We start from the raw sequence: 24,354 nt of genomic DNA on the forward strand, positions 1-24,354 counted from the left end.
ATGAATACCTACACCAAGCGAGCCTGCCGGGGCTGTGGTCGCGGACCACTCCATCGGGTGCTCGACCTCGGCACAATGCCCGCAGCCGATGACTTTCCGCTGGTCACCACGCCGGTAGATGCCGACGTGGGGTATCCGCTGGCGATGGAGCTGTGCGGCCGGTGCGGACTTGCCCAATTGGCCGAGGACGCCACCACCGCGGCAGAACCGAAAGGTGTGGAGTCGCTGGCGCTGCGCAAGCAGGCAGCCGACGCGGTCGCCCATGCCGCAGCCGCCGGATGGCTGCGCGGCGGTACTGTCCGCGAGTTCGGCAGCCCGCACGGCGGCAGTTGGCTCCCACTGATCACCGCGAGGGGGTTCACCCCGGTCGACGATGCCGCCGACGTCGTCGTGGACTGCTTCGGACTCATGCACGAACCCGACCTGCGGTCGGCGTGTGCGCGACGGGCATATGCCACCCGGCCCGGCGGCGTATTGCTGGTGCAGTTCCATTCGCTGCGCGCGATCGTCGCCGGCGGTCAATGGAATTGCTTACGGCACGGCCATTTCGCCTACTTCTCGATGTCGGCGCTGTGGACGCTGCTCTATTCCGTCGGCATGAGCCCGGTCGCGGCCTGGGAGTTCGACCTGTATGGCGGGACCGTCCTCGTCGCAGCGGTGCACGGCTTCACGAAACCGCAGGAATCGCTGCGACGTGTCCTCGCCGCCGAGGCACACATGCTCAGCGCGGTCAGGGTCGGCGATCTGCAACAGGCGGCCGATCACCAGGCCCGATCGTTGCGCGGGTGGTTGGAGGCCGAATCCGCGGCGCGCAGGACCGTGTGCGCCTACGGCGCGGCCTCGCGCGCGGTCGCGCTGTTCAGCCTGGCAGGTGCAGACCGTGGGCTGGTGCGGGCCGTCGCCGATGCGGCGCAAGCCAAGCAGGGCAGGCGAATGCCTGGCACCGGAATTCCGATCATCACTCCGGCCGAGCTCGTCGCCATGCGACCCGATCGGGTGCTGCTCACCCTGCCGGACTTGCTGCCCGAGGTCACAGCGTCCTGTCCCGAACTCGACGGCGCGTGGGTCGTCGACATCAATGCACACGGTGTGACGCACACCGATGCCGAACACCGACAAGGAGGTGCAACTGTCTGACGAAGGTCGAGCAGCCTGGGCTCGGGGCAGGCGTTGCGACCTGGACAACGCTGGGGGAATCCCGTTCAGCATGCGTGCGATCGCGCGTGCCCGACCAGTTTGGGGATCTGATGAAAGGTACAGCTCTGCGGCCGACACGCCGCATGCTTCGCGCCGGAGCCATCGGTGCACTCACGGTCTGGTTAGCCATCGGCGCAGTCCTCGGCCCTGGCTCCGCAGGCGCGATAGAGAGCAGCAATTCCGTTGTCGATCGGCATGGCCGCACGATCGAGGCCGTGTCAGACGAGACCAACATCAATTTCGTTCCGCCGCTGGACGGAAACCCGTTGACCCGCGAGTGGTTCCATAGCGGCCGGTACTGCTACCGGGTCACCGGACCGGACGTGGACAGCTGGGAGGGTGCCATCGCCATCGGCTACCAGGTCGGCTACCCAGCCACCCTCACCGGACGGATCAAGTTCAGCTGGTCGACTCCCGGCCTCGACGTGGAAGTGTTCCCCGACCTGGCGGCGGCCCTCACCGATGTCATCCCCAAGCTCGGCATGGAGCTCGAGGTCGGCTTCGGCCCCGGCATCCAGGTGGCGGAGCTCGCCACTGGCTCGATATCGGGTGCCGGCGGTTGTATTCAGGTATCCGGCGGCCACGGCAGCGTCACCGGCGTGGTCGGACCCACCACCATCCGGCCCTATGTAGCGGTCATCGGCCCCAGCGGCGACACCGCGATCGCCTACGGCAGTATCATCACGAACTGAACAGCAAGCGGCTACGGCAGGTCCGGGCGTCGCATCGTCATCGACGCCCGGACCCGTACCCGCTCGAGGGCGGCACGCACCAAGCGGGCGTCGCCCGCGACGACGTCCGCGCGTGCGACGCGCCCCGGGAACTCTCCGCGCAACCGGTGATGAAAGCGCGCCATCTCGGTCAGCTTGCTGACCGTCGAGCTCCTGCTGCACAGGTTGAACGACGAATTACGCCACGCGGCAACGATATCGGTCATCCCGAAGAACACACCGAAGGTGCACACCCTGGCGAAGAGGTCGACATCCATCGGGAACACGAGGTCGCCGCGGAATCCGCCGACCCGATCGAAATGCTCCCGGTAGAACATCGCCGCCGCGGTGGGCCCGAATTCGGCGGGCCCGTGCCGGACGATGGTCCGCATCACCTCTCGCGTCGTACGGATCCCATCCAGCCCGGGCAGTCCGAGCCCGCTTTCCTCCACCCCGTCCTGCTCGTCGATCACGTCGAACCTGGCCGAACAGATCGCGACCTGCTCGTTGCGCATGACTTCGAGCTGGAATGCGAGCGCGTCGGGACGCAGAACGTCGTCCGCGCATACCACTTTCACCAATCTCCCCGTGGACAGCGCGACGGTCTTGTTCCAGTTGTCACCGATCGACAACGTCTCGTCATTGCGGAAGCGGCGAATCCGGTTGTCGTCGAACGAGGCCGCGACCTCACCCGTCGCGTCGGTACTGGCGTTGTCGACGACGAGGAGTTCGAAATCGACGTCCTGGCTCAGGATCGACCGCATTGTGGTCTCGAGGGTGCGGCCCGCGTTGTACGCGGGCACGCACACGGTCAATGCGTTCATCGGTACTCCTTCGACTGCCGCGCCTCGGGTGCGCTCGCATCCACCAGCGCGAATACTCGTCGAAGACCGGCGCGACTTGCTTCGATCTGTTCCGATGCCCGGCACCGCAACCGCACCCGTGACGGCACCGCGGACTGCCACAGTTCATCGATCGCCTCGGTCAGCGTCTCAGCGAGTGCCTCGTCGTCGAGGTGCACGATCCTGGTCCCGGCGCCGAACATATCGGCCAACCCGTAGAACTTGTCGTCGTAGTACTGCGATGCGGTGACGCAGACCGCGGGAATTCCCTGTGCCAGCGCGAAGACCGCGAGGTGGTACACGCTGGTCACCAGGATGCGGCAGCGCCCGACCTGCTCGGCCACGGCCTGTGCGGTGCCCGCGCGTCCGATCGGAGCGCGCACCCGGGTGGCGCCGCGCAGCAGCGGCAGTGTCCACCGGCGGTCTTCATCGTCGTATTCCGAAATGATCAGTGGCGTGATACCCGCGCCGAGGTCCGCGGCTCGCGCACGGACCACGGCACCGAGGATCTCGCGTGCCCGGTCGCCGATCCGCGCATAGTCCGCCACGCGCAGGCACAGTCCGATGTCGGTGCCGACATCGGCTCGGCGCATCCGATAGCCGAACTCCACCGCGTCGTCGCCGGTGATCATCACCCGTTCTTGCGCGACGCCGAGCCGACGGAGCAGGTCAGGGCCGCGCCTGCTCTCCCGCAGTGCGATGAAATCGACCAGTGGCAACACGGCCGCGGCCCGGTCGAACAGCCGCTGATCCTGCATCGGACCGAGCCCCTGCCCGATCATCGCGGTCGGTACCCCACGGCGTTGCGCGTATTCGAGTAGATCCAGCGTCCGATGCGCCTGGTACAGATCGACATCGGTCATGTAGCCGCCGCCGAGTGCGAGCACGAGCGAGGCCGAGTCCGCCGCGGCGGGAATGGGTGAGCCCGGACCGTTCCCTGGCGCCGGCGGCGGAACCTGCTGCCCGTGGACCATTGCCGCACGCACAGCGCGCAACTGTGACTTCGGCGCCTCTGTCGCCGCGCGCCAGCGAAGTGCCGCGGGCCCGACGAGATCGCTGCCCACCCACCCCGGTAGCCTGCCGCGGCGGCCCCACGGCCGGGCCGCGTCGATCGGTTCGGCCGCGGGCACCATGGTGCGCAGAATGGCGGGCTGGCAGGTCAACATCCCGATACGCGCCCGCGGCCAATGCTGACGCAGCCGCTCCACCGTCACCGCCATCATGGCGATGTCGCCGCGGTTGCGCAGCCAGTACTCGCCGTTGTCGATCAGAACACGAAACCGCTCGCGGCCCGCCCCGACTTCGGATTTCCCCACGCCCGGCTTCCTTCCATCAGCATCCGACAGCACATTCTGGTAACGGATGGCGACTCCGGGCTAATCCATCGAGAATCGGCGGCACACGATCACCGGACCGTACCTCCAGAGAATTATCGCCGAAGACGGGATCATTTGCGGCACAATTGCCCACAAGACAAGAGATATTCAGATATGCTCGCGCTGCGAGGTGTTCGACGTTGCACACCCGAAAGTAGTACACGCTAGACCTGGGGTTGCTGTGACGGGCGAGCTGCGGATATATATGACCGGCTCCGAGTGGTTCTCCTCGGCGCCCGGCGGATTGAATCGATACTTCACCGAGCTGTATTCCGCCCTTGCGCGCCGCCCCGACGTCGGAGTGGCCGCAGCCGCGTTCGGCGAACCGCCGATCGGGGCTCGCACCTGGGGACCTACGGGCGGATCCACCCTGCGCCGCGCCCGCGTCGCGTTCCTCGACAGGGCCGATCTCGCTCGCGACGCCGTACTGGACAGGCATTTCGGACTGTACGGACCCTCGGCATTCGGACGATCCGGGCATTCGCCGCTCGTTGTGCATTTCCACGGCCCATGGTCAGCGGAAAGCAGGGCCGCCGGAGAAAACAAGATCACCGTCTACACGAAGTACCTGGTCGAACGCATTCGCTATGCCGGTGCCGATACATTAGTTGTACTATCAAAGCAGTTCCGCGACATACTCATAGCCGATTACCATATTTCCGAGAATCGAATTCAGGTAATCCCACCCGGCGTCGACACCAGCCGTTTCTCCCTTGTCGATTCGGGGGCAAAAACCGACCATAAGTCAGCGGAAACCCGCATCGTGCTCTGCGTGCGGCGGCTCGAACGCAGAATGGGGATCGATGTACTCCTGCGCGCATGGCCGACGGTGGTCGCGGTGCACCCGAACGCCCGGCTTGCCATCGTCGGAACCGGTGCCGCCGAGCGGGAACTGCGGGAACTCGCCGGCGGCTCGAACTCGATCTCCTTTCTCGGCCCGGTCGGTGAGGCACGACTGACCCGATTACATTGCGTAGCCGAACTCAGCGTGGTGCCGTCGCGAACGCTGGAGGGATTCGGGCTGGCCGCATTGGAATCTCTGGCCGCCGGACGCCCACCGATCGTCACCGACTGCGGTGGCCTGCCCGAAACCGTTCGCGCACTGGACGACACCTTGATCGTGCCCTCCGGCGACGCGGACGCACTCGCCGCTCGTATCGTCGCCGCCCTCGACGGCGCCCGGCCGACGTCACGACAGTGCCGGGCGCACGCCGAAACGTTCGCCTGGGACACCGTCGCGCAGCGGCACCTCGAGCTCTACCAAGCATTGGCCTCATGATGAAAGCGGTCTTCCTCACCCACACTGCCGCGCCCTCGGGCGCTGAACTCGCCACCCTGAGGCTCGTCACCGCGCTGCCCGAACACCTCGAGACCGCCGTGGTGTACACCGCCGACGGGCCCATGGTCGCCAAGACCAAGGCACGCGCCATCGAAACCCACCTCGTCGCGAACGACACCGACAGCGCCACGCTGACGATCGCGAACGCGAGCGTGCCGCGCCTGGCTGCCGGTCTCACCCGGCTGATCCGCCTCGGCTGGACCCTCGGCCGCTTGATGCGGGAGCTCGAGGCATCGGTCGTGGTCGCCGAGAGCGCGAAAGCACTCGTCATGGGCGCGGTCGCGGCGGGGCGCGCGCGCATTCCGCTGGTCTGGCAGGTGCACGATCGGATCTCGGCCGAATACTTCGGCCGCACATTGGCTCCCGCGATCAGGGCGTTCGGCTGGCTCGTCGCCCGCGGGTACATCGCCAACAGCCGTTCCACGCTCGGGTCGCTGATCACCTGGCGGCGGCCCGCAGTGGTCGCCTACCCGGGCCTCGAAGCGCGCCCGCCGGGCCGCCGCGAGGACCAGCGGCCACCCGCGGACACGATCGTCACCGTCGTGGGCAGGCTCGCGCCGTGGAAGGGGCAGGAGCTTTTCCTGCGCGCGCTCGCCGACGTGCAGACTCGCCCGCGACGGGTATTCCTGGTCGGCGGAGCGCTCTTCGGCGAGGAAGCTTTCCGCGCGGAACTCGAACGGCTCGCCACTGAATTCGACCTGCCGGTCACCTTCACCGGGCACGTCGACGAACCCGATATCTATCTCTACCGCTCCGATGTCCTGGTGCACTGCACGTTGCTCGCCGAGCCGTTCGGGCAGGTGGTGGTCGAGGGCATGCGCGCAGGCTGCGCGGTCATCGCCACTCGGCCCGGCGGTCCGGCCGAGATCGTGGAACCGGGGGTCGACGGCCTGCTCGTCGACGGCGGCGATCGCGGGCAACTGACCGACGCGCTGAACACCCTGATCGAGGATCGCGCACTGCGCGTGCGGCTCGCCGCCGCCGCGCGGGTGCGCGCGCGCGGCTTCGATATCGCCGAATCCGCCCGCGTGGTTGCCGATTTCCTCGCGTCCGCCCCTGGGAAGCGAGACCGTCGTGCCTGATCCGGCCGCGGTCGGCAGCCGCACGAACGACCCGGAGACCGCGGTGGCCCCCCGGCCCGTCTCGCACGGGCTCGGCGCGATCTTGCGCGACATCGGCTACGTCAGCTTCGGCAAGTACGGGCAGTACGTCATCACGATCGTGACACTGCCGCTGATCGCGCGGGTTCTCGGCGCGCACGGTGTCGGGCTGCTGGCCATCGGGCTGTCCTCGTACTTCATCGGCAGCCTGCTGGTCGACCTGGGAATCACGGCCTTCCTCGCGGCGCGCGTGCACGACAGTCGAACGACGCGGGCCGATCTGGACGAACTGCGCGGGGCCTATCTCGCGATCCGCGCGACGACGCTCGGGGTACTGGCCACCGCGCTGGCAGCGGGCACGGCGCTCGAGGTGCCTGCCCCGGTGTACATGATCCTGCTCGGCTTGTTCACCGGCGGTTTCTGGTCCATCTCGGAAGACTGGCTGCTGATCGGCCAGGGCAGGTTCGGAACATCGGTTGTGTATCAGGGCGCCGGCCGCATCGGCTATCTGGTGCTCCTGATCCTCGTGCTCCCCCGTTTCCCCAGCGCCTCCGCGGTGCTGCTGTGCCTATTGGCGTCCTCCGTGCTGACAGTCGTCCTCACCTGGTGGGATTCGGTGCGGACCTTCGGGCCGCCAGCCCGCCCGCGGAACGTGCGGGCGGTCCTGCGCACCGGCGGCCCGATCCTCACCTCCCGCGCGCTGGCGACCAGCTACGGGCAGGGCTCGGCCGCGATCTACGCAGCGGTGCTCGACGCCGTCTCGCTCGGCCTGTTCTCGGCGGGCGACCGGCTGGTGCGCGCCATCCAATCCATGCTCGATCCTATCGGTTTCGCGCTGCTACCCCGGTTGGCGCGCCACAGCACGCACGACTCGTTCTGGCGCAGTTCGGTGCTGTCACTGCTCGCCTGTGTCTCGGCCGCGATGCTCGCGGCCACGGGTGTCTGGCTGCTCGCCCCGTTTCTCATCCACGTGGTCTTCGGCGGCGATTTCACCGGCGCGGTCGCGCTGTTGCGCGTCGAGGTGTTCATCCTGCCCGCCACCACCGTTACTTCCTTCGTGACCACGGCGGTGCTTCCGGTGCGGCAGGACACGGTCGGGGTACTGGTCGGCGCCGTCATAGGCACCTGTGTGGCGGCGGTGGCGCTCGGCGTCGCGATCCAGACCCGTTCGGTGTGGACGCTCGTCTTCGGCACTCTCGCCGCGGAATTCGCCGTTGCGCTGTGGTGTCTGGTCCGTATGCGCTGGCTCGTGATCCGCGATCGCGATGCCGCGCGCAGTCCGACGGTGCCCGCCCCTGCCCTGGTCACGAAGGGGGAGTCGCTGTGAGGATCTTGTTCATCGGCGACGATTGGGTGGGCAGCAATGCCCGCTCGCTCGCCGAAGGGTTCCGGCAGGCCGGGCACGACGTGATCGTGGTCGATAGCACCGCTGTGACTCTGCCTGCACGGCTGTCGCCATCGTGGTGGCACGCCAAGGTGTCCGACCGTCGATCCCCGCGCCGGATCGCCGCCGTGCACCGCGCGATCGATCGGGCCGCTGCGGAGTTCGACCCACAGGTTGTCTTCGCGTTCAAGGCCATCCACCTCGACCAACAGCGACTACTCGGCACGCCCGCAGCCGTGCACATCCACTACAGCCCCGACGACGTCGCCAACCCGGACAACGTCAGCGCCGACTACCTCGCCTACGAACGAGACTGGGACCTGATCGTGACGACCAAGCGACACAACGTGGGTGAACTCTGTGAGCGCGGCGCGCGCCGGGTGCGCTTCGTCCGCAGCGCCTACGATCCCGCCTGGCACCATCCGTGCGCACACCGCGGATCCCGCCGATTCCTGGTCGGATTCATCGGCGCGCGCCGGCCCGACCGACATGATCTGCTGCTGACGCTGGCCCGCGAGCACGGCAGCGATTTCCAGCTCCGCGGACCGGGCTGGCGGCGGGTGCCCGCGCTGTGGCTGACCGGCGCCGCCGTGAGCGGACCAGCGTATGGCGAGGACTTCTCCCACGCTGTCGCCGCCGTTACCGCGAATCTCGTGCTGCTCAATTCCGCCAACCGCGACACTCACACGTGTCGCACCTTCGAGGTGCCAGCGGCGGGTGGCTTGTTCGTCGGCGAACGCAGCGCCGAACACAGCGAACTGCTCGACGAGGGCACCGAATGCTTCCTGTTCTCCGGCCGCGCCGAGCTGTGCGACATTCTGGATCGCTGCGAAAGCGAACCCGACCGCATGGCGAAGATCGCCGCGGCCGGGCACCGCCGCATCGTTGCAGGCAGGCACCGTTACGTCGATCGCGCGAGGGAAATCGTCGATGTACTGGGCTGAGATTGTGCGCGAGCACGAAGGCACACCGAGATGACCGAAGCGGCAACGGAAGTGCTCATCGCCGCGGGCGCGCTGGCGGCGATTGTCGTCGCGGCCTGCTATCTGCGCGGAGTTATCCGCGTCGTCCTGATCGTCCAGGCCGCACACTGGGCGCTGTCCTATGTCGCGCGCCCGACGGTGCTGCTGCTGACCCATCCACAGCCACACTTCGGCGACAATATCCCCGATCCGCGGCTGGCCGAGTTCGGCTACGACGACGGCATCGCCGCGGTGCTGCGGCATGTGGTGTTCGGTCTGTGCCTCTACGCCGCGCTGGTCGTCTGCTATGCGATCTGGGCACGTAATCGGCCCGCCACCACACCGCCGACACCGTTCTTCGCGCGGGATCCCAATCTTGTCCCGACCCTGTGGGCGCTCTACGTATTCGGCACCTTCGGCCGTCTCGCCGCGGTCGCCACCGGGGGCACCGGACGCGCGGGGGAACTGGAGAGCCCGAACCCGATCATCAACCTCGTCACACTGCTCGCCACCCTCGGCACCGTCGGACTCATCGTCTTCCTGCGGCCGAAACACGCCCGCACCACGTTTCTGGTCATCGGTTTGCTGATGCTCGGGGAACTGCTCTGGACGATTCAGGTCCAGTCGAAGACCCCGATCATCGGCGCCGCACTCGCCGTAGCCGTACGGTTCGCACTGACCGGCTGGTCACGGCGCAAGGTGCTCGCCGTATGCGCGCTCTCGGCCCTCGGCCTGGCCGCGTTCAGCAGGCTCCAGGCATTGAAGGCAACCGCGGACGCCGAATCCGAATCTGCCGTCACCGCTTCCGTCTACCCGGCGCCGGTGCGTCCGTTCCTGAGTTTGCTGCGCCGCTTCGATCTCCTCGAGGGCGCCACCGACGCCTACTACGCGGGACCGAGTTCCTGGCTCTCCCCCGACGAGGTGGTCGTGCACATGCTGCAAAGCCTGGTGCCCGCGCAGCTGCTCGGCACGGAGAAGTTCCGCGCGGGTGCGGCCTGGGCCGAGGACGTGCGCGGCTCCTCGCTCGACATGACGACGGTTCAGGTATCGCTCGCGGAGGGAAATGTCAACGAGGGCTATGTCCTCGGCGGATATGCCGGGGTGGCGCTCGCAGTGACATGGACCTTCGTGCTGGTGGTGCTGTGGGCTCGGGCGATCTACTCGCGCAACCTCGTCGCGGTCGTACTCGCGCTGGCGGTGATCGAGGTTCCGGTCGCCTACGAGCGCGGCATGCTCGGCAGCGTCGAGATGCTCGGCAAGTATCTGCAAGCGGCAGTGCTCGTCGCGCTGATCTACCTGGCGGTCGGGGAATACCGGCGAAGGACCGGGAGTCTGTCGGCACCGAACCGACGTCCCGCCACAGGAAAAACGAGGGCACCACAATGGCTTTGAACAATTTCTTGCATATCGTGCGACGGCAGTGGCCGATCGTGCTCGGCGTGACGGCGCTGTGCCTGGCCGCGTCATTCGCCTACGCGAAGTCCATACCCGTCACCTACACGGCGACGAGCAGCGTGTATGTCTCCATGGCCACCGGCACCTCGGTCAACGATTCCTACCAGGGCGGACTGGCGGCCCAGCAGCGGGTGCGCTCATATGTCGACCTCGCCGACAGCGTCACCGTTGCCCAGAGGGTGAAAGATCACCTGGGACTGACGATGTCGGCCGACGAGGTGCGCAACAAGATCTCCGTCGACGCGCCGCCCGCCACCACGCTCATCTTCATCACCGTCAGCGATTCCAGCGCAGAAGGGGCTCGCGTGCTCGCTGACCAGGTGGTGTCCCAGTTCCGCCGCCTCGTCGGCGAGTTGGAGACGATCCAACGCGACGCCGCACCTGCGGCGCGTGCGGAGGTCGTCGACAAGGCGCAACTGCCCGCGGGTCCGTCGGGGCCTCAGCAGACCCGGCTGCTCGGGCTCGGACTACTCGGCGGACTGGTGCTCGGTTGTGCCGCCGCGTTCCTGCGCGACCGCCTCGACCGGCGGCTGCGTAGCTCCGCCGATGTCGAGGCCGTGGTTCCGGTGCCGATTCTCGGCATCGTCGACGACGGCAAACCGGGCGCACCTGGCGAGCTCCGGCGCGTGCGGACGCGCCTTGCCAGGGCCGACGGTGATCCGAAAACGATGGTCCTGGCGAGTCTGTCGCCACGCTCATGCCCCGACGTGGCGATCGGCCTCGCGCGTGCGTTCGCCGATGCCGGACGCTCGGTCGTGCTGCTGGACGCCGACACCACCGGACGAGGCAGCTCGACGCGGCTTCCGCCGGGCTCCCGGCCCGGTCTGGCCGAACTGCTGCGACACCGCGGCTCGCCGGCGGACTCGCTGGTGCCGTGGCCGGAGTCCCAGTTCGATCTTCTTCCACTCGGGGAGGCCGATTCGCGCACCCCGGATCTGCTCGCCTCCGAGCGGTTCGCCGAGATCATGGCCAAGCTCAGCGCCGATTACGATCACATCGTCCTGGACGCCGCGCCCGTGGCCGAGGCCGCCGACGCCATCGCGCTCACCCGGCGCGCCGAGGCGACGGTCGGCGTGATCGAGCTGAGAAACACAACGTCCACACAGGTGCGCGGCGCGCTGGCCACACTCGGGAACGGCGGCGCGGGGCTCGACGGCGTCGTAGTGTTCTCCGCTGCGGCCACACCGGCGCCGTCGCTGTGGAGGAGGCGCTCGCATGACCGATGACGCGGTACCGCGCCGACAGGTCCTCGCGGTGTCGCTCGGTGCGGCCGGCGCCCTGGCATCGTGTGCGGCGCCGTCGGAACCGACACCGCGATCACCTCGGGTCACCGACGCTCCCGCGGCACGCAATGTCCTTGACTTCGGCGCGGTCGGCGACGGGCACGCCGACGATACCGAGGCGCTGGCCAGAGCCGCCGCGGTCGGCGACGAGCCCCTGGTGCTGTATCTACCCGCCGGGCATTATCTGGTCACCTCATGGCCGGAGCTACCCGACTACACCGCGGTCCTCGGCGACGGCGGCGATGCCACCACCATCGTCTACGAAGGCGATGGCACCCTCATCGCCTTGACAAGGCGACAGCGCGTGCGGTTCGCGCGCATGGGGTTCTTCGTCACCGGCCCTCGCTCGACCGCGGTCGCGCTCTCCGAATGCTTCCGGTGCTCGTTCGAGTCGGTACTGCTGCGCGGCAACCATCAGAGCGAGAATCATCCCCGCTACACCGAGCAGCGCGGTGTCGTCCTCGACCGTAACACCGGCGGCACGACGTTCATCGACTGCGATATCAACAACTTCGGCTACGGCCTGGTCACCTCGTGTATCCAGAACTACGTGACCGCCTCGAAGTTCGCGGACAATCGCATCGGGGTGCTCGGCACCGGCGGTGACCACAATGCCGGATTGGCCTTGGCCAACGTCGAATTCGTCGCCGACCAGGACCCGCGGACCGCCGATCGGCACGTGGTCGTCGACGGCGCCGCCAACGACTGGTGGTTCACCAACGTCTGGTTCGAAGGTGCCGATACCGCGCTGTCGATCGGCGCCGCCCGCAGCGGCGGACCCGCGCAGTTCGGGATGGTCAACTGCAAGGTGGCCGCGCGCAGCGTCTGCCTCGACCTCGTGTCCTGCCGTCAGCCCTATCTGGCGAACGTACAGTTCAATGCCGACCTCGACACGCCGCCGATCGAGCTGCGGATCGACGACGACGGTTGCCCTGAAGGCACTGCGGTGAACCTGATCTCGGGCAGCCGCGAGGACATCGACCCGGGGAGTTTCCCCGACGGCTGGCACGTGATCGGCCGTGGGCAGATGACGGGCGCGCGGTTCGCCACGACCGTGGTCGCACAAGCGGGCGGCGACGATGCCGACTTCTTCCAGGCCAGGAATCCGCAGGACGAAGTGCTCGCCGCGGTACTGCCCAGCGGTGCGTGGCTGTCCGAGCGGACAGACGGTGGGGTCGTATTGAAAGACGAACGGGGCACCTATTGGAGGCTGTCGGTGGGAACCGACGGCGCCGTGCAGACCGCATCGCTGGGTTCACAGCGACCACGCGCATGAACCGCCACCCGGGCGGCGACCTGTCCGCGATCGAATTGGGCCCGGTGCGACTGTTCGGTGCGGCAGTTCTATTGCGACCACCACGAATGGGCGATGCGGCCGAGTGGCGCCGGATCCGGCTGCGCGATCGCCGCCTCATCGAACCGTTCTGGTACACCAGCGAACTGGACTGGGCCGCGCGACACTCCGATGCGCAGTGGGTCCGCGAGCTCGTCACCGCGCGCACCGAAGCGCGCACCGGGCGCCGCCTCGCCTGCGTCATCGAGATCGATGGCAGGCTCGCCGGTCAGTGCGATCTGGTGTCGGTCGATCGACGCACCCGCAGTGCCGAACTGAGCATCTGGATGGACGCGACCCTGGCGCGGCACGGGTTCGGTGGAGTCGCCGCCTCGCTGGTGCTCGATTTCGGCTTCGACCGGATCGGGCTGGAGCGCATCGTGGCGCCCGTCGCGCCGGACAATGTCGCCGCTAGCCGCGGCGCCGCCGATCTCGGATTCGTCCGGGAGGCGCGCATGGCGCGGTATTTCGACGTCGGCGGCGCGCGTTCCGACCACGAATTGTGGGCACTGACCAAGGCGGAAGTGCCGCCGCAGGGCTTCACCGGAGAATGGATCCAGCGCGCGCAGGCCCGGCATCCGACCCGGCGGGTGCTCACCACTGTAGTTCCACCCTCCGGCGAAAGCCCCGAGGCGATCACGATCTTCGCCGTTGCGGCGCGGTATGGGCTCGGTCGGATATGGCATCGGTTCGACCCCGTGCGTAACCCGGGCACAGTGTCGCTATCGGTGCGTCCGGGCGTGACGGTCCGCAACCTGCGATGGTCCGACGGCGCGGCCTGGCGACGGTACGAGCGGATGCGCTCGCGCACCGCCGCGTCGATTCCGCCTGCATCGCTGTGCCTTCGCTGGGCACATGAGCTATGGCGCAGCAGAACCGGTCTGCGATCCACCCATGGCATCGTCTTCGCCATCGTGGCAGACGGGTCCTACGCGGGCGAGGCCAAGTTGTTCGGCCTGGACATGTTCGACCGCAACGCGTGGATGCACATCTGGATCGACCCGGCCTACGCCGAGGACGGACTGGGGATCACCGTCACCCAGCGGCTGCTGGAATACGGATTCGAGCAGCTCGGGCTGTATCGAATCGCCATGGCCATCGAGGATGACGACACCGAATCCGCCCTCGCCGCAACCCGATCCGGATTGGTGAAGGAGGGAACCATGCGCGACTACCTCGGCCAACGTGGCACCCGTGCCGACCATGCCCTGTGGGCGATCACCGTTGAACGGGAGGTAGCCGATGCGCGAGTTCACCCGCAGTAACGCCGCGCAGGCGCGACTGCACGACCTGGTACCGGGGGGTGCACACACCTATGCCCGCGGCCCGGACCAGTATCCCGAGCATATGGCGCCGGTCCTGGTGCGCGGCAACGGATGTCGCGTATGGGATTGCGACGGCAACGAATACATCGAATACGGTATGGGTTTGCGCTCGGTGACCCTCGGACACGGTTACCGCCCGGTGGTCGAGGCCGTCTGCCGCACCATCGCGGACGGGGTGAACTTCACCAGGCCCACCGAACTGGAACTGCGTGCGGCCGAGGACTTTCTGACCCTGGTGCCCGGCGCCGACATGGTGAAATTCGCCAAGAACGGCTCCGACACCACCACGGCCGCCGTGCGGTTGGCGCGCGGAGCGACCGGCCGCGAGATCGTCGCGGTGTGTGATCAGCCCTTCTTCTCCGTCGACGACTGGTTCATCGGTACCACCGCGATGGACAGCGGTGTTCCCGGCTCCCGGACCACGGTGCGCTTCCGCTACAACGATCTCGGCTCGCTGGCCGAGGTACTCGCCGGAGAGCCGGTCGCCTGCGTGGTGATGGAGGCGGCGACGGCGCTCGCCGAACCGGACCCCGGATATCTGGAAGGTGTGCGTGCACTGTGCGATCGGTACGGCACGCTGCTCGTCTTCGACGAGATGATCACCGGGTTCCGGTGGGCGGCGGGCGGCGCACAAGAGATCTACGGCGTGCACCCCGACTTGTCGTGCTGGGGCAAGGCGATGGGTAATGGTTTCCCGATCTCAGCGCTTGCGGGCAAGCGGGAGTTCATGGAACTCGGCGGGTTGCGCACCGACCGCAGCCGGGTGTTCCTGCTGTCCACCACACACGGCCCCGAATCCGGTTCGCTGGCGGCTTTCCGGGCCGTGGTGCGTGCGTATGCGACCACCGATCCGGTCGGGCGGATGGAGCGCGCGGGTCGGCGCCTGGCCGCGGCGGTGAACGCCGTCGCCGCCGACCTCGGCATTGCCGACCATCTCCGAGTCCTCGGACGGCCGTCGTGCCTGATCTACCAGACCGCCGATCCGGACGGCACACCATCGCAGGCCTTTCGCACCCTGTTTCTCCAGGAGTTACTGCGGCGCGGCGTGCTCGGGCAATCGCTGGTCGTCTCCGCCGCACACGATGGTGCCGCGGTAGACGAGACGGTCGAGGCGTGTATGCACGCGGCGGTGGTGTACCGGAAGGCATTGGAGCAGGGCAGCGTGGCGGGGCTGCTCGAAGGTCGTCCCGTCGCACCAGCCCTGCGCAGTCGCGCGGCACCTCGCCGGGTCGCACCGTCCATTGATCGGGCGGGCGCCGGAATCCCGCGCCCTCCCGTGTAGTCCGGATCCGGCGTTGCCCGGATCCGACGCCCCCCAGCTCAATCCAGATAGGTGGGTGATGATGATGACCGATCCCAGAATCGCCATCGTGCACGAGCGATTCACCGAATACGGCGGGTCCGAAGCAGTGGTCGCGGAGTTCATGAAGACATGGCCGGACGCGCAGGTGTACGCGCCCATCGTCACCCCCGACGGCGCCCGAGCCGTGTGTCGTGCCGCCATGGACCACGCGCACGAAGCCGGTAACAGCACCGAGGATGACCTCACGCGCAGTCCCATTCATGGCACCTGGCTCGACCGCGTCTACGCCGCGACCGGCTGCCGAACACATGCGCCGCTGCTCCCTCTCGTTCCCCGGGTACTGCGCACACTGCCACTGCACGACGCCTACGATGCAGTGCTGGTCAGCCATCACGCCTTCGCCACCCAAGTGGTCTTCGCGACCGACGCCCCCGTGATCGCCTACGTGCACAGCCCCGCTCGCTGGGCATGGGACCGCACCTTCCGCGCCCAGGAAGCGGGCGGCCGCGTAGGCCAAGTGGCCTTGGCCGCCCTCGGCAGGCTGGCCAGGCGTGCGGAGACGCGGGCCGCGCCGCGCCTGACCCGGGTCATCGCCAATTCGCGCGCCGTGGGCGACCGCATCCGAGACTGGTGGGGCCTGCCCGTCACGGTCATCAACCCACCCGTCCGGCTCGACCGTTTCTCCCCTGCCACCGACATCCCCCGCGAGGACTTCTTTCTCTTCGCAGGCCGGCTGGTTCCCTACAAACGCCCCGACCTCGCCATCCGCGCCGCCCAGAATGCCGGCTGTCGGCTCGTCATCCTCGGCGACGGCCGCGCGCGCCACCACCTCGAAACCATCGCAGGCCCCGAGACCACATTCCTCGGCGCCGCACCCGACGACGTTCTCCTCGACATGTACCGCCGCTGCCGGGCACTCGTCATGCCCGGTGTCGAAGACTTCGGCATCGTCCCCGTGGAAGCAATGGCCTGCGGCACCCCCGTCCTCGCTGTGGGTGCGGGTGGCGCCCTCGACACCGTCCTGCCCGGAATCACCGGCGAACATCTGGATTTCGGCCCGGATCCCACCGTCGTCGACCGACTGGCCGAGGCCATGCGCGATTTCGACCCGGCACGTTACGACCCGTCCGCGATCAGATCCCATGCGATGACCTTCTCCCCCACCACCTTCCGCGCACAGATTGCCGCGGTGGTCACCGGCCATCGCCCCGAATTTTCCGAACCAGCCGCGAAGGACCTTCTGTCACGACCATTGCCGGAAACAGGATCCTGATCGGCGGCCCCAAACGAACGCAACCCGGCTCGGCTCAGCTTCGATCGCTCACGGCTGGGTGCGGCCGCTCGATGGGTCGATGAGGATCTTCGCGTGTCGTTCGGGATCGCCGAGAGCGTCGAAGGCGTTGGCCACACCCTCGAGCCCCACCGTGCCGGTGACGAACGGCGCGACATTGATCTTGCCCTCGGCGATCCAGTGCAGGGTCTGCCGGAACTCGGCGGGGTCGTAGCCGAAGACGAACCGCAGGTCCACCTCCTTGTTGATCGCCACCGATGGACGGAACGTGTCCGGCGCCATGCATACGCCGACCACGACGACGCGGGTCAGCAGCGGAGCCGCGGTGACGATCTGCTCGATCATGCCCGGCACACCGACGCACTCGAAGACGACCGGCCCGCGCGGGGTCGCACCGAGCTTGTCCGCTGCGCGTAGCACGTGCCACCACGGCAGATACGGCACCCGGCGCAGCTTGTCCATCGCGGTGATTCCGCGATCGGCCAGACCGATCGACTCAGTGAGATAGCGCTTGCTCTGTGCGAACGAGGACCAGGGCGAGTCGGTGGCGGGGTCGACCACGAGGTCGGCGCCGCAGGCCTGCGCGAGCGCACGGCGCCCTGCCGAGAAGTCGCTGGCGATCACGGTGCGCACGCCGGTCGCCTTCAGCATCGCGATCACCCCCAGTCCGATCGGGCCGCAGCCGATCACCACCGCGGTATCCTTCGGGCCGACCTCGCCCCGTCGCACTGCGTGCAGGGCGACCGCCAGTGGCTCGGTGAGCACAGCGGCATCGGCCTCTAGCCCGGCGGGCACGCGCATCGACATCGACTCGGTCGCCAGCACCTGCTGTGCGTAACCACCGGGCGCTTTCGCCGAGAGCCCGGTCAGCTGGATCTCGCCGTCACGCCGGATGATCGGCAACGACACCACTCGGGTGCCGAGCGGCCATTTCTTACGACAGTCAGGCCCGTACCCGGCCACCGTGCCGCAGAACTCGTGGCCGAGTACCACGGTATGACTGCTGCGCATGAAGTCGTGGTAGCCGACCGCCGCGACATCGTCGGCGGTCTGATCGGCGTGGACCCGGGCATGCAGGTCCGATCCGCAGATTCCGCACCGCTCGACATCCAGCAGCACCTGTCCCGGTCCGGGCACCGGGTCGGGGACCTCGGCAACCTCCAGCTGCGTTTCATGACATGTGACGGCGCGCATGAGCTGAGCGTAGGGAAATCCGGCCGCAGCCGAGGAGGAAAGACCGGATCGGGCGCCCGCAGGCCGGTCGGCACAGTGGGCAACGGCTGATTTGTGCAAGTGACCAATCTGCTGATCACGAGTTCGTCGTATTTCGGATATCGGAGGGGCCCGGTCGCGTTGTCTACTGATCACGCGTGATCGCGGAGCGGCGATCGGCTGGTCGAAACGAGGGTGGATGTTCGAGGTTTCCAGGGTGGTCCGGTTCACCGCCGTATCGTTGGCGGCATTGTGCGTCTCGGCGGCCGTGGCCGGGGCAGGCGCGGCGGACCCGCTTCCTCCGTTCCCGCCGGATCAGAACCAGTTGCCGTCGCTGCCCACTGAGCCGCAGCTCTACGACGCGCTGCCGATACCGGTACCCGCCGAGGACCCCTGGTACAACGATCCGCCGAACCTCGCGGACTACGCGCCCGGCGAGATCATCCGGTCCCGCACCGTGCAGACACGACTACTCGGTATCCCTTTCCCGGTCGATACCAGGCAGCTGCTCTACCGCACCAACGACGTGCACGACAACCCCATCGCGACGGCCACCTCGGTCATCACGCCCGGTATTCCGTGGCACGGCAGCCCCCGCCCGGTGATCTCGTTCCAAGAGGCGATCGATTCCACCGACTCCGCCTGCAATCCGTCCTATACCTTGCAAACCGGCACGATGAAAGAGGCCGCGCTGGCGCAATTCTGGCTGGCACAGGGTTTCGCGATCAACGTGCCCGACTTCGACGGCAAGTTCAACACCTTCAACACCTACGATGAAGGCAAGATGGTGTTGGACAGCCTCCGTGCAATGAAAAGCGAACCGACACTGGGCCTTACCGATTCCGGAATTGCGCTGTACGGCTATTCCGGTGGCGGCTCCGGCTCGCTGCGCGCGGCAGAACTCCGCGAAACCTATGCACCCGATGTGCGTTTGCTGGGCACTGCTGTCGGTGGCATGCCCGCCGACCTGATAGCACAGGCGCGCTATGCCGTCGAGCAACAGCCGGGGCTCACCGGAATCAGCAACTTCACCATGTGGCTCGGGTTCGCCGCCCTGTCCCGCGAGTTTCCCGACGCGTTCGACGCCGAGGAACTGCTGACCGACGACGGTCAGCGTATCCTGCGGGAATTCCAGAGCCGCTGCGTCTACACGATCGCATTGACCGGCATGTACCGGCCGATCAGCGACTACTTCCGCCCCGGGAAATCGCTCGAGACGTCCCCGGAAGTCCAGGCGGTACTCACTTCACAGAGCCTCGGAAAACATATCCCGGACACCCCGGTCTTCTGGTGGCACGGAATCTGGGATGAACTGATCCCACCCGCCGCCGTCCTCCCCGTGGTCAACGACTATTGGCACCGTGGCGCCGACCTGCGTTTCTACACCATGCCGCTGCCCGAACACATCGTGAACGCCGGCGCGGGCTGGCCGCCGGCGGTCGCATGGACGAGTGCCGTCCTGCGCGGGCTCCCACCCGGTCCTCGTTTCAAGGCCGACTTCGGACTTCCCGGGAATTAGCCACCGCAGCCGACTACCCGAAGCACTGTTCGTAGCTTCCATCCGGCTATCTGGGCGCGCACAATGGACAGAAGATCAAGGAGTGCGCGATGTCCACCGCCAACAAACTTCGAACACCGACGGTCCTCATTCTGGGGGCCGGATTCGGCGGACTGGAACTGGCGGCGTCCCTCTCCGAGTCACTGCCCGGCGAGGTCCGCGTGATACTCATCGACCGCAACGATGGGTTCACGTTCGGTTTTGCGAAACTGGATATTCTGTTTCGTGACCGTGCGCCGGATTCCGTCCGCATCAGCTACGACGATCTCACTCGTCCCGGCGTGGAATTCCGGCAGGAACAGGTCACGTCGATCGACCCGCGAACCCGTCACGTCGTCACCGACACCGCCCACTACGACCCGGACTTTCTCGTTGTCGGGTTGGGCGCCGATTACGACCCGGCCGCCACTCCGGGGTTCGTCGAGGACGGCCATGAGTACTACTCGATCCAAGGAGCTCGCCGACTGCGTGATCGCCTGGCCACCTTTGACGGCGGAACCGTGTTGATCGCGGTCTTGAGTGTGCCATTCAAATGCCCACCCGCACCCTACGAGGGCGCGATGCTTCTGCATGAGCAATTGACACGGCGTGGAATCCGCGACCGCACCCACATTCAGGTGATAACTCCCATGGACTCGCCGATCCCGGTCTCCGCGGACACCTCTGCCGCACTCGTCGAAGCGCTCAGCCGCCGTGGAATCGACTACTCGCCGAACCGACGCGTCCACGCGCTGGACCCGGACAACCATGTCGCAGCTACCCGCACCGGTGACCTCCGTTACGACCTGTTCATCGGCATCCCCACCCACTGTGTCCCGCCTGTGGTCGAAGCATCCGGGCTGACCGTCGGCGGCATCGACGGTTGGATCCATGTCGACCCACGGACGCTGGCCACCCCGTATCCGGGCGTCTACGCCATCGGAGACTGCGCGGACGCGCCGGTTCCGCGGGCCGGAGTATTCGCCGAGGACGCCGCCCGCACGGTCGCAGCCCACATTGCCGCGACCTTGCACGAAACACAGACGCCCGGAAAGTATCTCGGACAAGGCGCCTGCTACATCGAATTCGGGGACGGCCTGGTCGGTAGAGTCGACGCCGACTTCCTTTCCGGGGCTACCCCGATCGCGCCGTTCCAGCAACCCTCCGCTGAATTTGCCCACGAAAAGGCCGAGTTCGCCACGACCCGGATCCAGCGATGGTTCACCCCATGAATGCCGGGCCTGCGAGATCCAGACCTTTGCCGACCGACCGTGGGCCGCTTCCGCCCAGACCTCGATTCAAGGCCTACTTCGGACTTCCCGGGAGTTGGTGCGGTGCCGTTTCGCATCGCGCCCGGGACCTGCGGTGAGGCCATAGGTTCTGCGCAGACCGCGGATCAGGCGCTGCCCCTCGGGCCGGCAGACCGGATTGAGCGCCGGCGTGGCGGTGTGGGCCGGGCCGACCGGATGTTTCGTATTGACGAGGCGGAGGTCACCGCCGTAGTGCGCCAGCACCCGCCGATCCATCACCGCCCGCCACACGGGCGGCACCGCCGCCAGCAGGATCATGCTCGCGTATCCGGCGGGTAATTGCGGCGCCAGATCCGAGCTGCGCAACGTTTGATACCTGCGTCCCGGATTCGCGTGATGGTCGCTGTGGCGTTGTAGATGGAACAGGAAGATATTGGTGACCAGACGGTCGCTGTTCCAGCTGTCGCGAGGCGAGCATCGGACATAGCGGCCGTCCTCGCGGCGCGCCCGGAGCAATCCATAATGCTCGATGTAGTTCACTGTTTCCAGCAATCCGGCTCCGATCACCGCCTGAAGCATCAGAAACGGAATGATCTGTGGACCGAAAAGTAGGACCGACGTGGCGAACAGGACGAGGCTCATCAGCCAGGCCTGCACAAGATGATTGCCCGGACCGAACCAGCGTTGCCCCTTGCGCGACCGCCGCTCACCTTCCAAGGTGACCGCCGAACGAAATCCGCCGATCATGCTGCGCGGCAGAAACTCCCACAGCGATTCACCGAATCTCGAGCTGGCCGGATCCTGCGGGGTCGCGACACGGACGTGGTGGCCACGGTTGTGTTCGACGAAGAAATGCCCGTATCCGGATTGGGCCAGTGCGATTTTGGCCAGCCACCGCTCGAGATGCTCGGCCCGATGGCCGAGTTCGTGGGCGGCATTGATCCCGATACCGGACACCAAACCCAATGTGCAGGCAAGACCCAGCTTGTCGACGATACCGAGCCCGCTGTCGGACCACAGATATCCGGCGATGAACAGCCCACAGAACTGGATGGGCAGGAACAGGTAGGTGCACCATCGGTAGTAGCGATCGTTCGACAGCGTTTCGTAATCGTCCTCGCGCGGATTACTGCCGTCGTCTCCCACCACCACATCCAGCAGCGGGATCACCACCAGCACGATGATCGGACCGAGCCACCAGAACACCCTGAGGCCGGTCAGCGTCACGAGCGCGACCGGAAGCACGGCGCACCCTGGCGCGATCAAACCGAGTAGCCACAGATATCGCTTCGGGTCACTCGACCGTGTGTTCGTGAAAATTCTTCTAGCAGGAGACAAACGACTTACCCATCGTGAACATGGCTATCAGCAACAGCTCCCCGAGCTCGGGCCAGGCGTCAGGGTAGGCTCCCGCAGTTGTTCGGGGCGGGGACACCCGCCAGCCGGTCGATGACCCACTGGTGCGAGGAGGTCAAGGCCGGAAAGAACGACAGCACATGGGTTCCGGCGATCCCTGACAGCGGCGACGTCGCGGGATCGGCGTTCAGCTCCACGATGGCCCCTCTACCGCACCAGTCGGCCGCCGTGGCGCGAACCGGCCCGAATGGCGCGCCGTCGTCGTTGCGTGCCTGCGAAATTCGCACCGGTACCGACGGGCTCAGCCCGCCGACGCGCTGTTCGGCGAACGCCGCTTTGAGTGCCGGCGACCGATCGATCACCGCGGTGAGCGGTTGCCCACTCGTCGTCCATTGGGACGTGTGCGGGTGATTCTGGGCGATACCGAAGGCGACGGCGCATTTGACCGACGAATCCCGCAGAATCGACTTACCGGTCTCGTTCAGTTCCGCATCGAGCACCGGCCGAGTGTCGGGATAATCGGCGGCGATACCGTTGAGAATCCAGGCGAACGCGGGGGCGAAGGACGGCCGCCCATCGTTGTGCGCGATCACGGACACGTCATCGACCACCGCGCCACCGACATAGGCGCCCTTCACATTCAGTTCGGGGGCATAGCTGGGCTGCAACTCGGCCGCAGCGGCCGATGCCATGCCACCTTGCGAGTACCCGTAGAGCACGACCGGCGAGCCGCCGTGCAGGCTCGTTCCAGGCAGATGCACCGCCGCACGTGCGGCGTCCAGCAGCGCGTGGGCCTGGGACTTCCGGTTGAGGAAGTCGTGCACCGCCGGGGTGCCCAAACCGAGGTAGTCGGTGACGACGACCGCCATCCCCCGTCCGAGCAGCGAATAGATGGCGAGCACGTCGTACTCGACGCTCGCGTCGAAAGGTGGTTGGAACTGGACGAGATTCGATAGGCCCTTCGACGGCGCACATTGATCGCCCTGCCCCTTCGACCCGCCGGCGTAGGCGATCAGTGGGCGCTCCCCAGGCCCGGTCCACGGCAGGGACGGTTCCAGATAGGTGGCCACCGCGGCAGCAGGATTGCCGTGGGTATCCGAGCTCACATGCATGATCCGCGTCGCGTTCGCCGGGATCGGGCCACCCCCGCCCGGGACCGACAGTGCGAGATTCGAGTGTTCGGCCCGGACGATCGCGCCCGCGCCACCCGGCAGCGGCGCGGGCGGCACATAGAAATCAGCGGCGACCGCAGGCGTGGGATCGGCGGAGACGGCCGGGGCCGCGATCACCCCACCTCCGGCCACCATCAGGGGTCCGGTCAATGCCGCAGCGAACTTGAGTACTCGGCTCCGCACGATCGATCCTTCCGTCAACTGGGGAAGTTCACACATCGAGACAATCGGATACAGCATCGAGATCAGCAACTATAGATAGCAGATCTCCGGTGTGATGGGGACAACAGGGGTCATTTACCGAACACGCGTTCCCTTCCGCGCCTTGGTGCGCCCCGAGGTTGACGCAACACTGTCGATGACACGTCAGATATCTCGCTTTCCCCGGTCCGCTCGGATCGGTTCGTCGATTACCGCGTGCCACGGAATCGAAGCACCGCGCCGGTGTCCAGATCGGTCAACGTCAGCACGTCCCGATCGATATCGGCACGGGCCGCGCCTTGCATCAACGCCCACAGCTCGGAATGGTCCTGGTAGGGCGCCGCCGCGTCGTTCGGCCCACGGTCCGCCCACTCCCACCTTCGGTTCGAGAAGAGCAAAATCTGTTGTGCGGCAACCTGTCCTATCGAGACGATCGCAGTTCCCTCATCCCATTCACCATCGAGATGGAACCCGCTCGCCGCAGCGGCACCCTCGGGATCAATCCGCAATATCGTCCTCGCCGCGATCTCACGAACCGCCCCACCGACGGGCTCGATCCGATACAGCGCCCAGTCCGTGCCACGGAGCGAAACCCCCGCTTCCGGCGTCGAATTCGGCGATAGATCATTCGCCGGTGCAGCGACCGCGCCGCCCGCTCCGAGCGCACTTGCGGCGATACCCGCCGCGAGAATCCCACCGACAACCATGGATATCGGTTTCATGCGA

The 24,354-nt window shown here is 66.9% G+C and carries 20 protein-coding genes; 14 read left to right on the forward strand and 6 right to left on the reverse strand.

Annotated elements, in window-relative coordinates:
* Together ACFXNW_RS06910 and ACFXNW_RS06915 are read left to right on the forward strand one after the other, a co-directional pair.
* Window positions 1-1,137: a transferase gene (locus ACFXNW_RS06910; protein ID WP_379416567.1), complete on the forward strand. Its 1,137-nt coding sequence runs from the start codon at window positions 1-3 to the stop codon at window positions 1,135-1,137.
* 143 nt (window positions 1,138-1,280) lie between these two features.
* On the forward strand, window positions 1,281-1,889 hold the full coding sequence (locus ACFXNW_RS06915) for an MspA family porin (protein WP_379417332.1): 609 nt from the start codon (window positions 1,281-1,283) through the stop codon (window positions 1,887-1,889).
* Between the two features lie 11 nt (window positions 1,890-1,900).
* On the opposite strand, the gene ACFXNW_RS06920 is transcribed toward ACFXNW_RS06915, so the two are convergent.
* Window positions 1,901-2,731: a glycosyltransferase family 2 protein gene (locus tag ACFXNW_RS06920; protein ID WP_379416569.1), complete on the reverse strand. Its 831-nt coding sequence runs from the start codon at window positions 2,729-2,731 to the stop codon at window positions 1,901-1,903.
* Window positions 2,728-4,065 carry a polysaccharide pyruvyl transferase family protein gene (locus ACFXNW_RS06925; protein WP_379416571.1) on the reverse strand — a complete coding sequence of 446 codons (1,338 nt, stop codon included), beginning with the start codon at window positions 4,063-4,065 and terminating at the stop codon, window positions 2,728-2,730. The genes ACFXNW_RS06920 and ACFXNW_RS06925 overlap by 4 nt, the downstream gene beginning before the upstream one ends.
* 265 nt (window positions 4,066-4,330) lie before the next feature.
* Here ACFXNW_RS06925 and ACFXNW_RS06930 point away from each other — a divergent pair, with 265 nt between their 5' ends.
* The 10 genes from ACFXNW_RS06930 (at window position 4,331) to ACFXNW_RS06975 (ending at window position 16,882) form a co-directional block, all read left to right on the forward strand.
* Window positions 4,331-5,404 carry a glycosyltransferase family 4 protein gene (locus tag ACFXNW_RS06930; protein ID WP_379416573.1) on the forward strand — a complete coding sequence of 358 codons (1,074 nt, stop codon included), beginning with the start codon at window positions 4,331-4,333 and terminating at the stop codon, window positions 5,402-5,404.
* Window positions 5,401-6,546, forward strand: coding sequence for a glycosyltransferase family 4 protein (locus tag ACFXNW_RS06935; protein ID WP_379416575.1), 1,146 nt, complete (start codon window positions 5,401-5,403; stop codon window positions 6,544-6,546). The genes ACFXNW_RS06930 and ACFXNW_RS06935 overlap by 4 nt, the downstream gene beginning before the upstream one ends.
* A gap of 43 nt (window positions 6,547-6,589) precedes the next feature.
* Complete coding sequence (locus tag ACFXNW_RS06940) at window positions 6,590-7,891, forward strand: oligosaccharide flippase family protein (protein ID WP_379417333.1); 1,302 nt, start codon at window positions 6,590-6,592, stop codon at window positions 7,889-7,891.
* The gene (locus ACFXNW_RS06945) at window positions 7,888-8,892 is read left to right on the forward strand and encodes a glycosyltransferase (protein ID WP_379416577.1); all 1,005 of its coding nucleotides are present in this window, start codon (window positions 7,888-7,890) and stop codon (window positions 8,890-8,892) included. The genes ACFXNW_RS06940 and ACFXNW_RS06945 overlap by 4 nt, the downstream gene beginning before the upstream one ends.
* Before the next feature lie 30 nt (window positions 8,893-8,922).
* Window positions 8,923-10,302, forward strand: coding sequence for a hypothetical protein (locus ACFXNW_RS06950; RefSeq protein WP_379416579.1), 1,380 nt, complete (start codon window positions 8,923-8,925; stop codon window positions 10,300-10,302).
* Complete coding sequence (locus ACFXNW_RS06955; protein WP_379416581.1) at window positions 10,293-11,591, forward strand: Wzz/FepE/Etk N-terminal domain-containing protein; 1,299 nt, start codon at window positions 10,293-10,295, stop codon at window positions 11,589-11,591. Before ACFXNW_RS06950 ends, ACFXNW_RS06955 begins: the two co-directional genes overlap by 10 nt.
* On the forward strand, window positions 11,581-12,924 hold the full coding sequence (locus ACFXNW_RS06960) for a glycosyl hydrolase family 28-related protein (RefSeq protein ID WP_379416582.1): 1,344 nt from the start codon (window positions 11,581-11,583) through the stop codon (window positions 12,922-12,924). The genes ACFXNW_RS06955 and ACFXNW_RS06960 overlap by 11 nt, the downstream gene beginning before the upstream one ends.
* A complete protein-coding gene (locus ACFXNW_RS06965) occupies window positions 12,921-14,246 on the forward strand; it encodes a GNAT family N-acetyltransferase (RefSeq protein WP_379416584.1) in 1,326 nt (441 codons plus the stop codon). Before ACFXNW_RS06960 ends, ACFXNW_RS06965 begins: the two co-directional genes overlap by 4 nt.
* On the forward strand, window positions 14,224-15,588 hold the full coding sequence (locus ACFXNW_RS06970; RefSeq protein WP_379416586.1) for a glutamate-1-semialdehyde 2,1-aminomutase: 1,365 nt from the start codon (window positions 14,224-14,226) through the stop codon (window positions 15,586-15,588). The genes ACFXNW_RS06965 and ACFXNW_RS06970 overlap by 23 nt, the downstream gene beginning before the upstream one ends.
* 64 nt (window positions 15,589-15,652) lie before the next feature.
* Window positions 15,653-16,882, forward strand: a complete 1,230-nt coding sequence (locus ACFXNW_RS06975; RefSeq protein ID WP_379416587.1) for a glycosyltransferase — start codon at window positions 15,653-15,655, stop codon at window positions 16,880-16,882.
* A gap of 48 nt (window positions 16,883-16,930) precedes the next feature.
* Here ACFXNW_RS06975 and ACFXNW_RS06980 read toward each other — a convergent pair whose 3' ends face one another.
* The gene (locus ACFXNW_RS06980) at window positions 16,931-18,094 is read right to left on the reverse strand and encodes a zinc-binding dehydrogenase (protein ID WP_379416589.1); all 1,164 of its coding nucleotides are present in this window, start codon (window positions 18,092-18,094) and stop codon (window positions 16,931-16,933) included.
* A gap of 217 nt (window positions 18,095-18,311) precedes the next feature.
* On the opposite strand from ACFXNW_RS06980, the gene ACFXNW_RS06985 reads away from it, so the two are divergent.
* Both ACFXNW_RS06985 and ACFXNW_RS06990 read left to right on the forward strand, forming a co-directional pair.
* The gene (locus ACFXNW_RS06985; RefSeq protein WP_379416590.1) at window positions 18,312-19,631 is read left to right on the forward strand and encodes a lipase family protein; all 1,320 of its coding nucleotides are present in this window, start codon (window positions 18,312-18,314) and stop codon (window positions 19,629-19,631) included.
* Window positions 19,632-19,720: 89 nt separating this feature from the next.
* Window positions 19,721-20,881, forward strand: a complete 1,161-nt coding sequence (locus tag ACFXNW_RS06990) for an NAD(P)/FAD-dependent oxidoreductase (RefSeq protein ID WP_379416591.1) — start codon at window positions 19,721-19,723, stop codon at window positions 20,879-20,881.
* Between the two features lie 66 nt (window positions 20,882-20,947).
* Here ACFXNW_RS06990 and ACFXNW_RS06995 read toward each other — a convergent pair whose 3' ends face one another.
* The 3 genes from ACFXNW_RS06995 to ACFXNW_RS07005 form a co-directional block, all read right to left on the reverse strand.
* On the reverse strand, window positions 20,948-22,165 hold the full coding sequence (locus tag ACFXNW_RS06995; RefSeq protein WP_379416593.1) for an alkane 1-monooxygenase: 1,218 nt from the start codon (window positions 22,163-22,165) through the stop codon (window positions 20,948-20,950).
* 131 nt (window positions 22,166-22,296) lie between these two features.
* The gene (locus ACFXNW_RS07000; RefSeq protein WP_379416595.1) at window positions 22,297-23,610 is read right to left on the reverse strand and encodes a lipase family protein; all 1,314 of its coding nucleotides are present in this window, start codon (window positions 23,608-23,610) and stop codon (window positions 22,297-22,299) included.
* Window positions 23,611-23,837: 227 nt separating this feature from the next.
* Entirely contained in the window at window positions 23,838-24,350 is a 513-nt protein-coding gene (locus tag ACFXNW_RS07005; RefSeq protein ID WP_379416597.1) for a hypothetical protein, read from the reverse strand.
* Window positions 24,351-24,354: the final 4 nt, after the last annotated feature.

It is taken from the genome of Nocardia sp. NPDC059180, from assembly GCF_042754945.1.
GTDB lineage: Bacteria > Actinomycetota > Actinomycetes > Mycobacteriales > Mycobacteriaceae > Nocardia.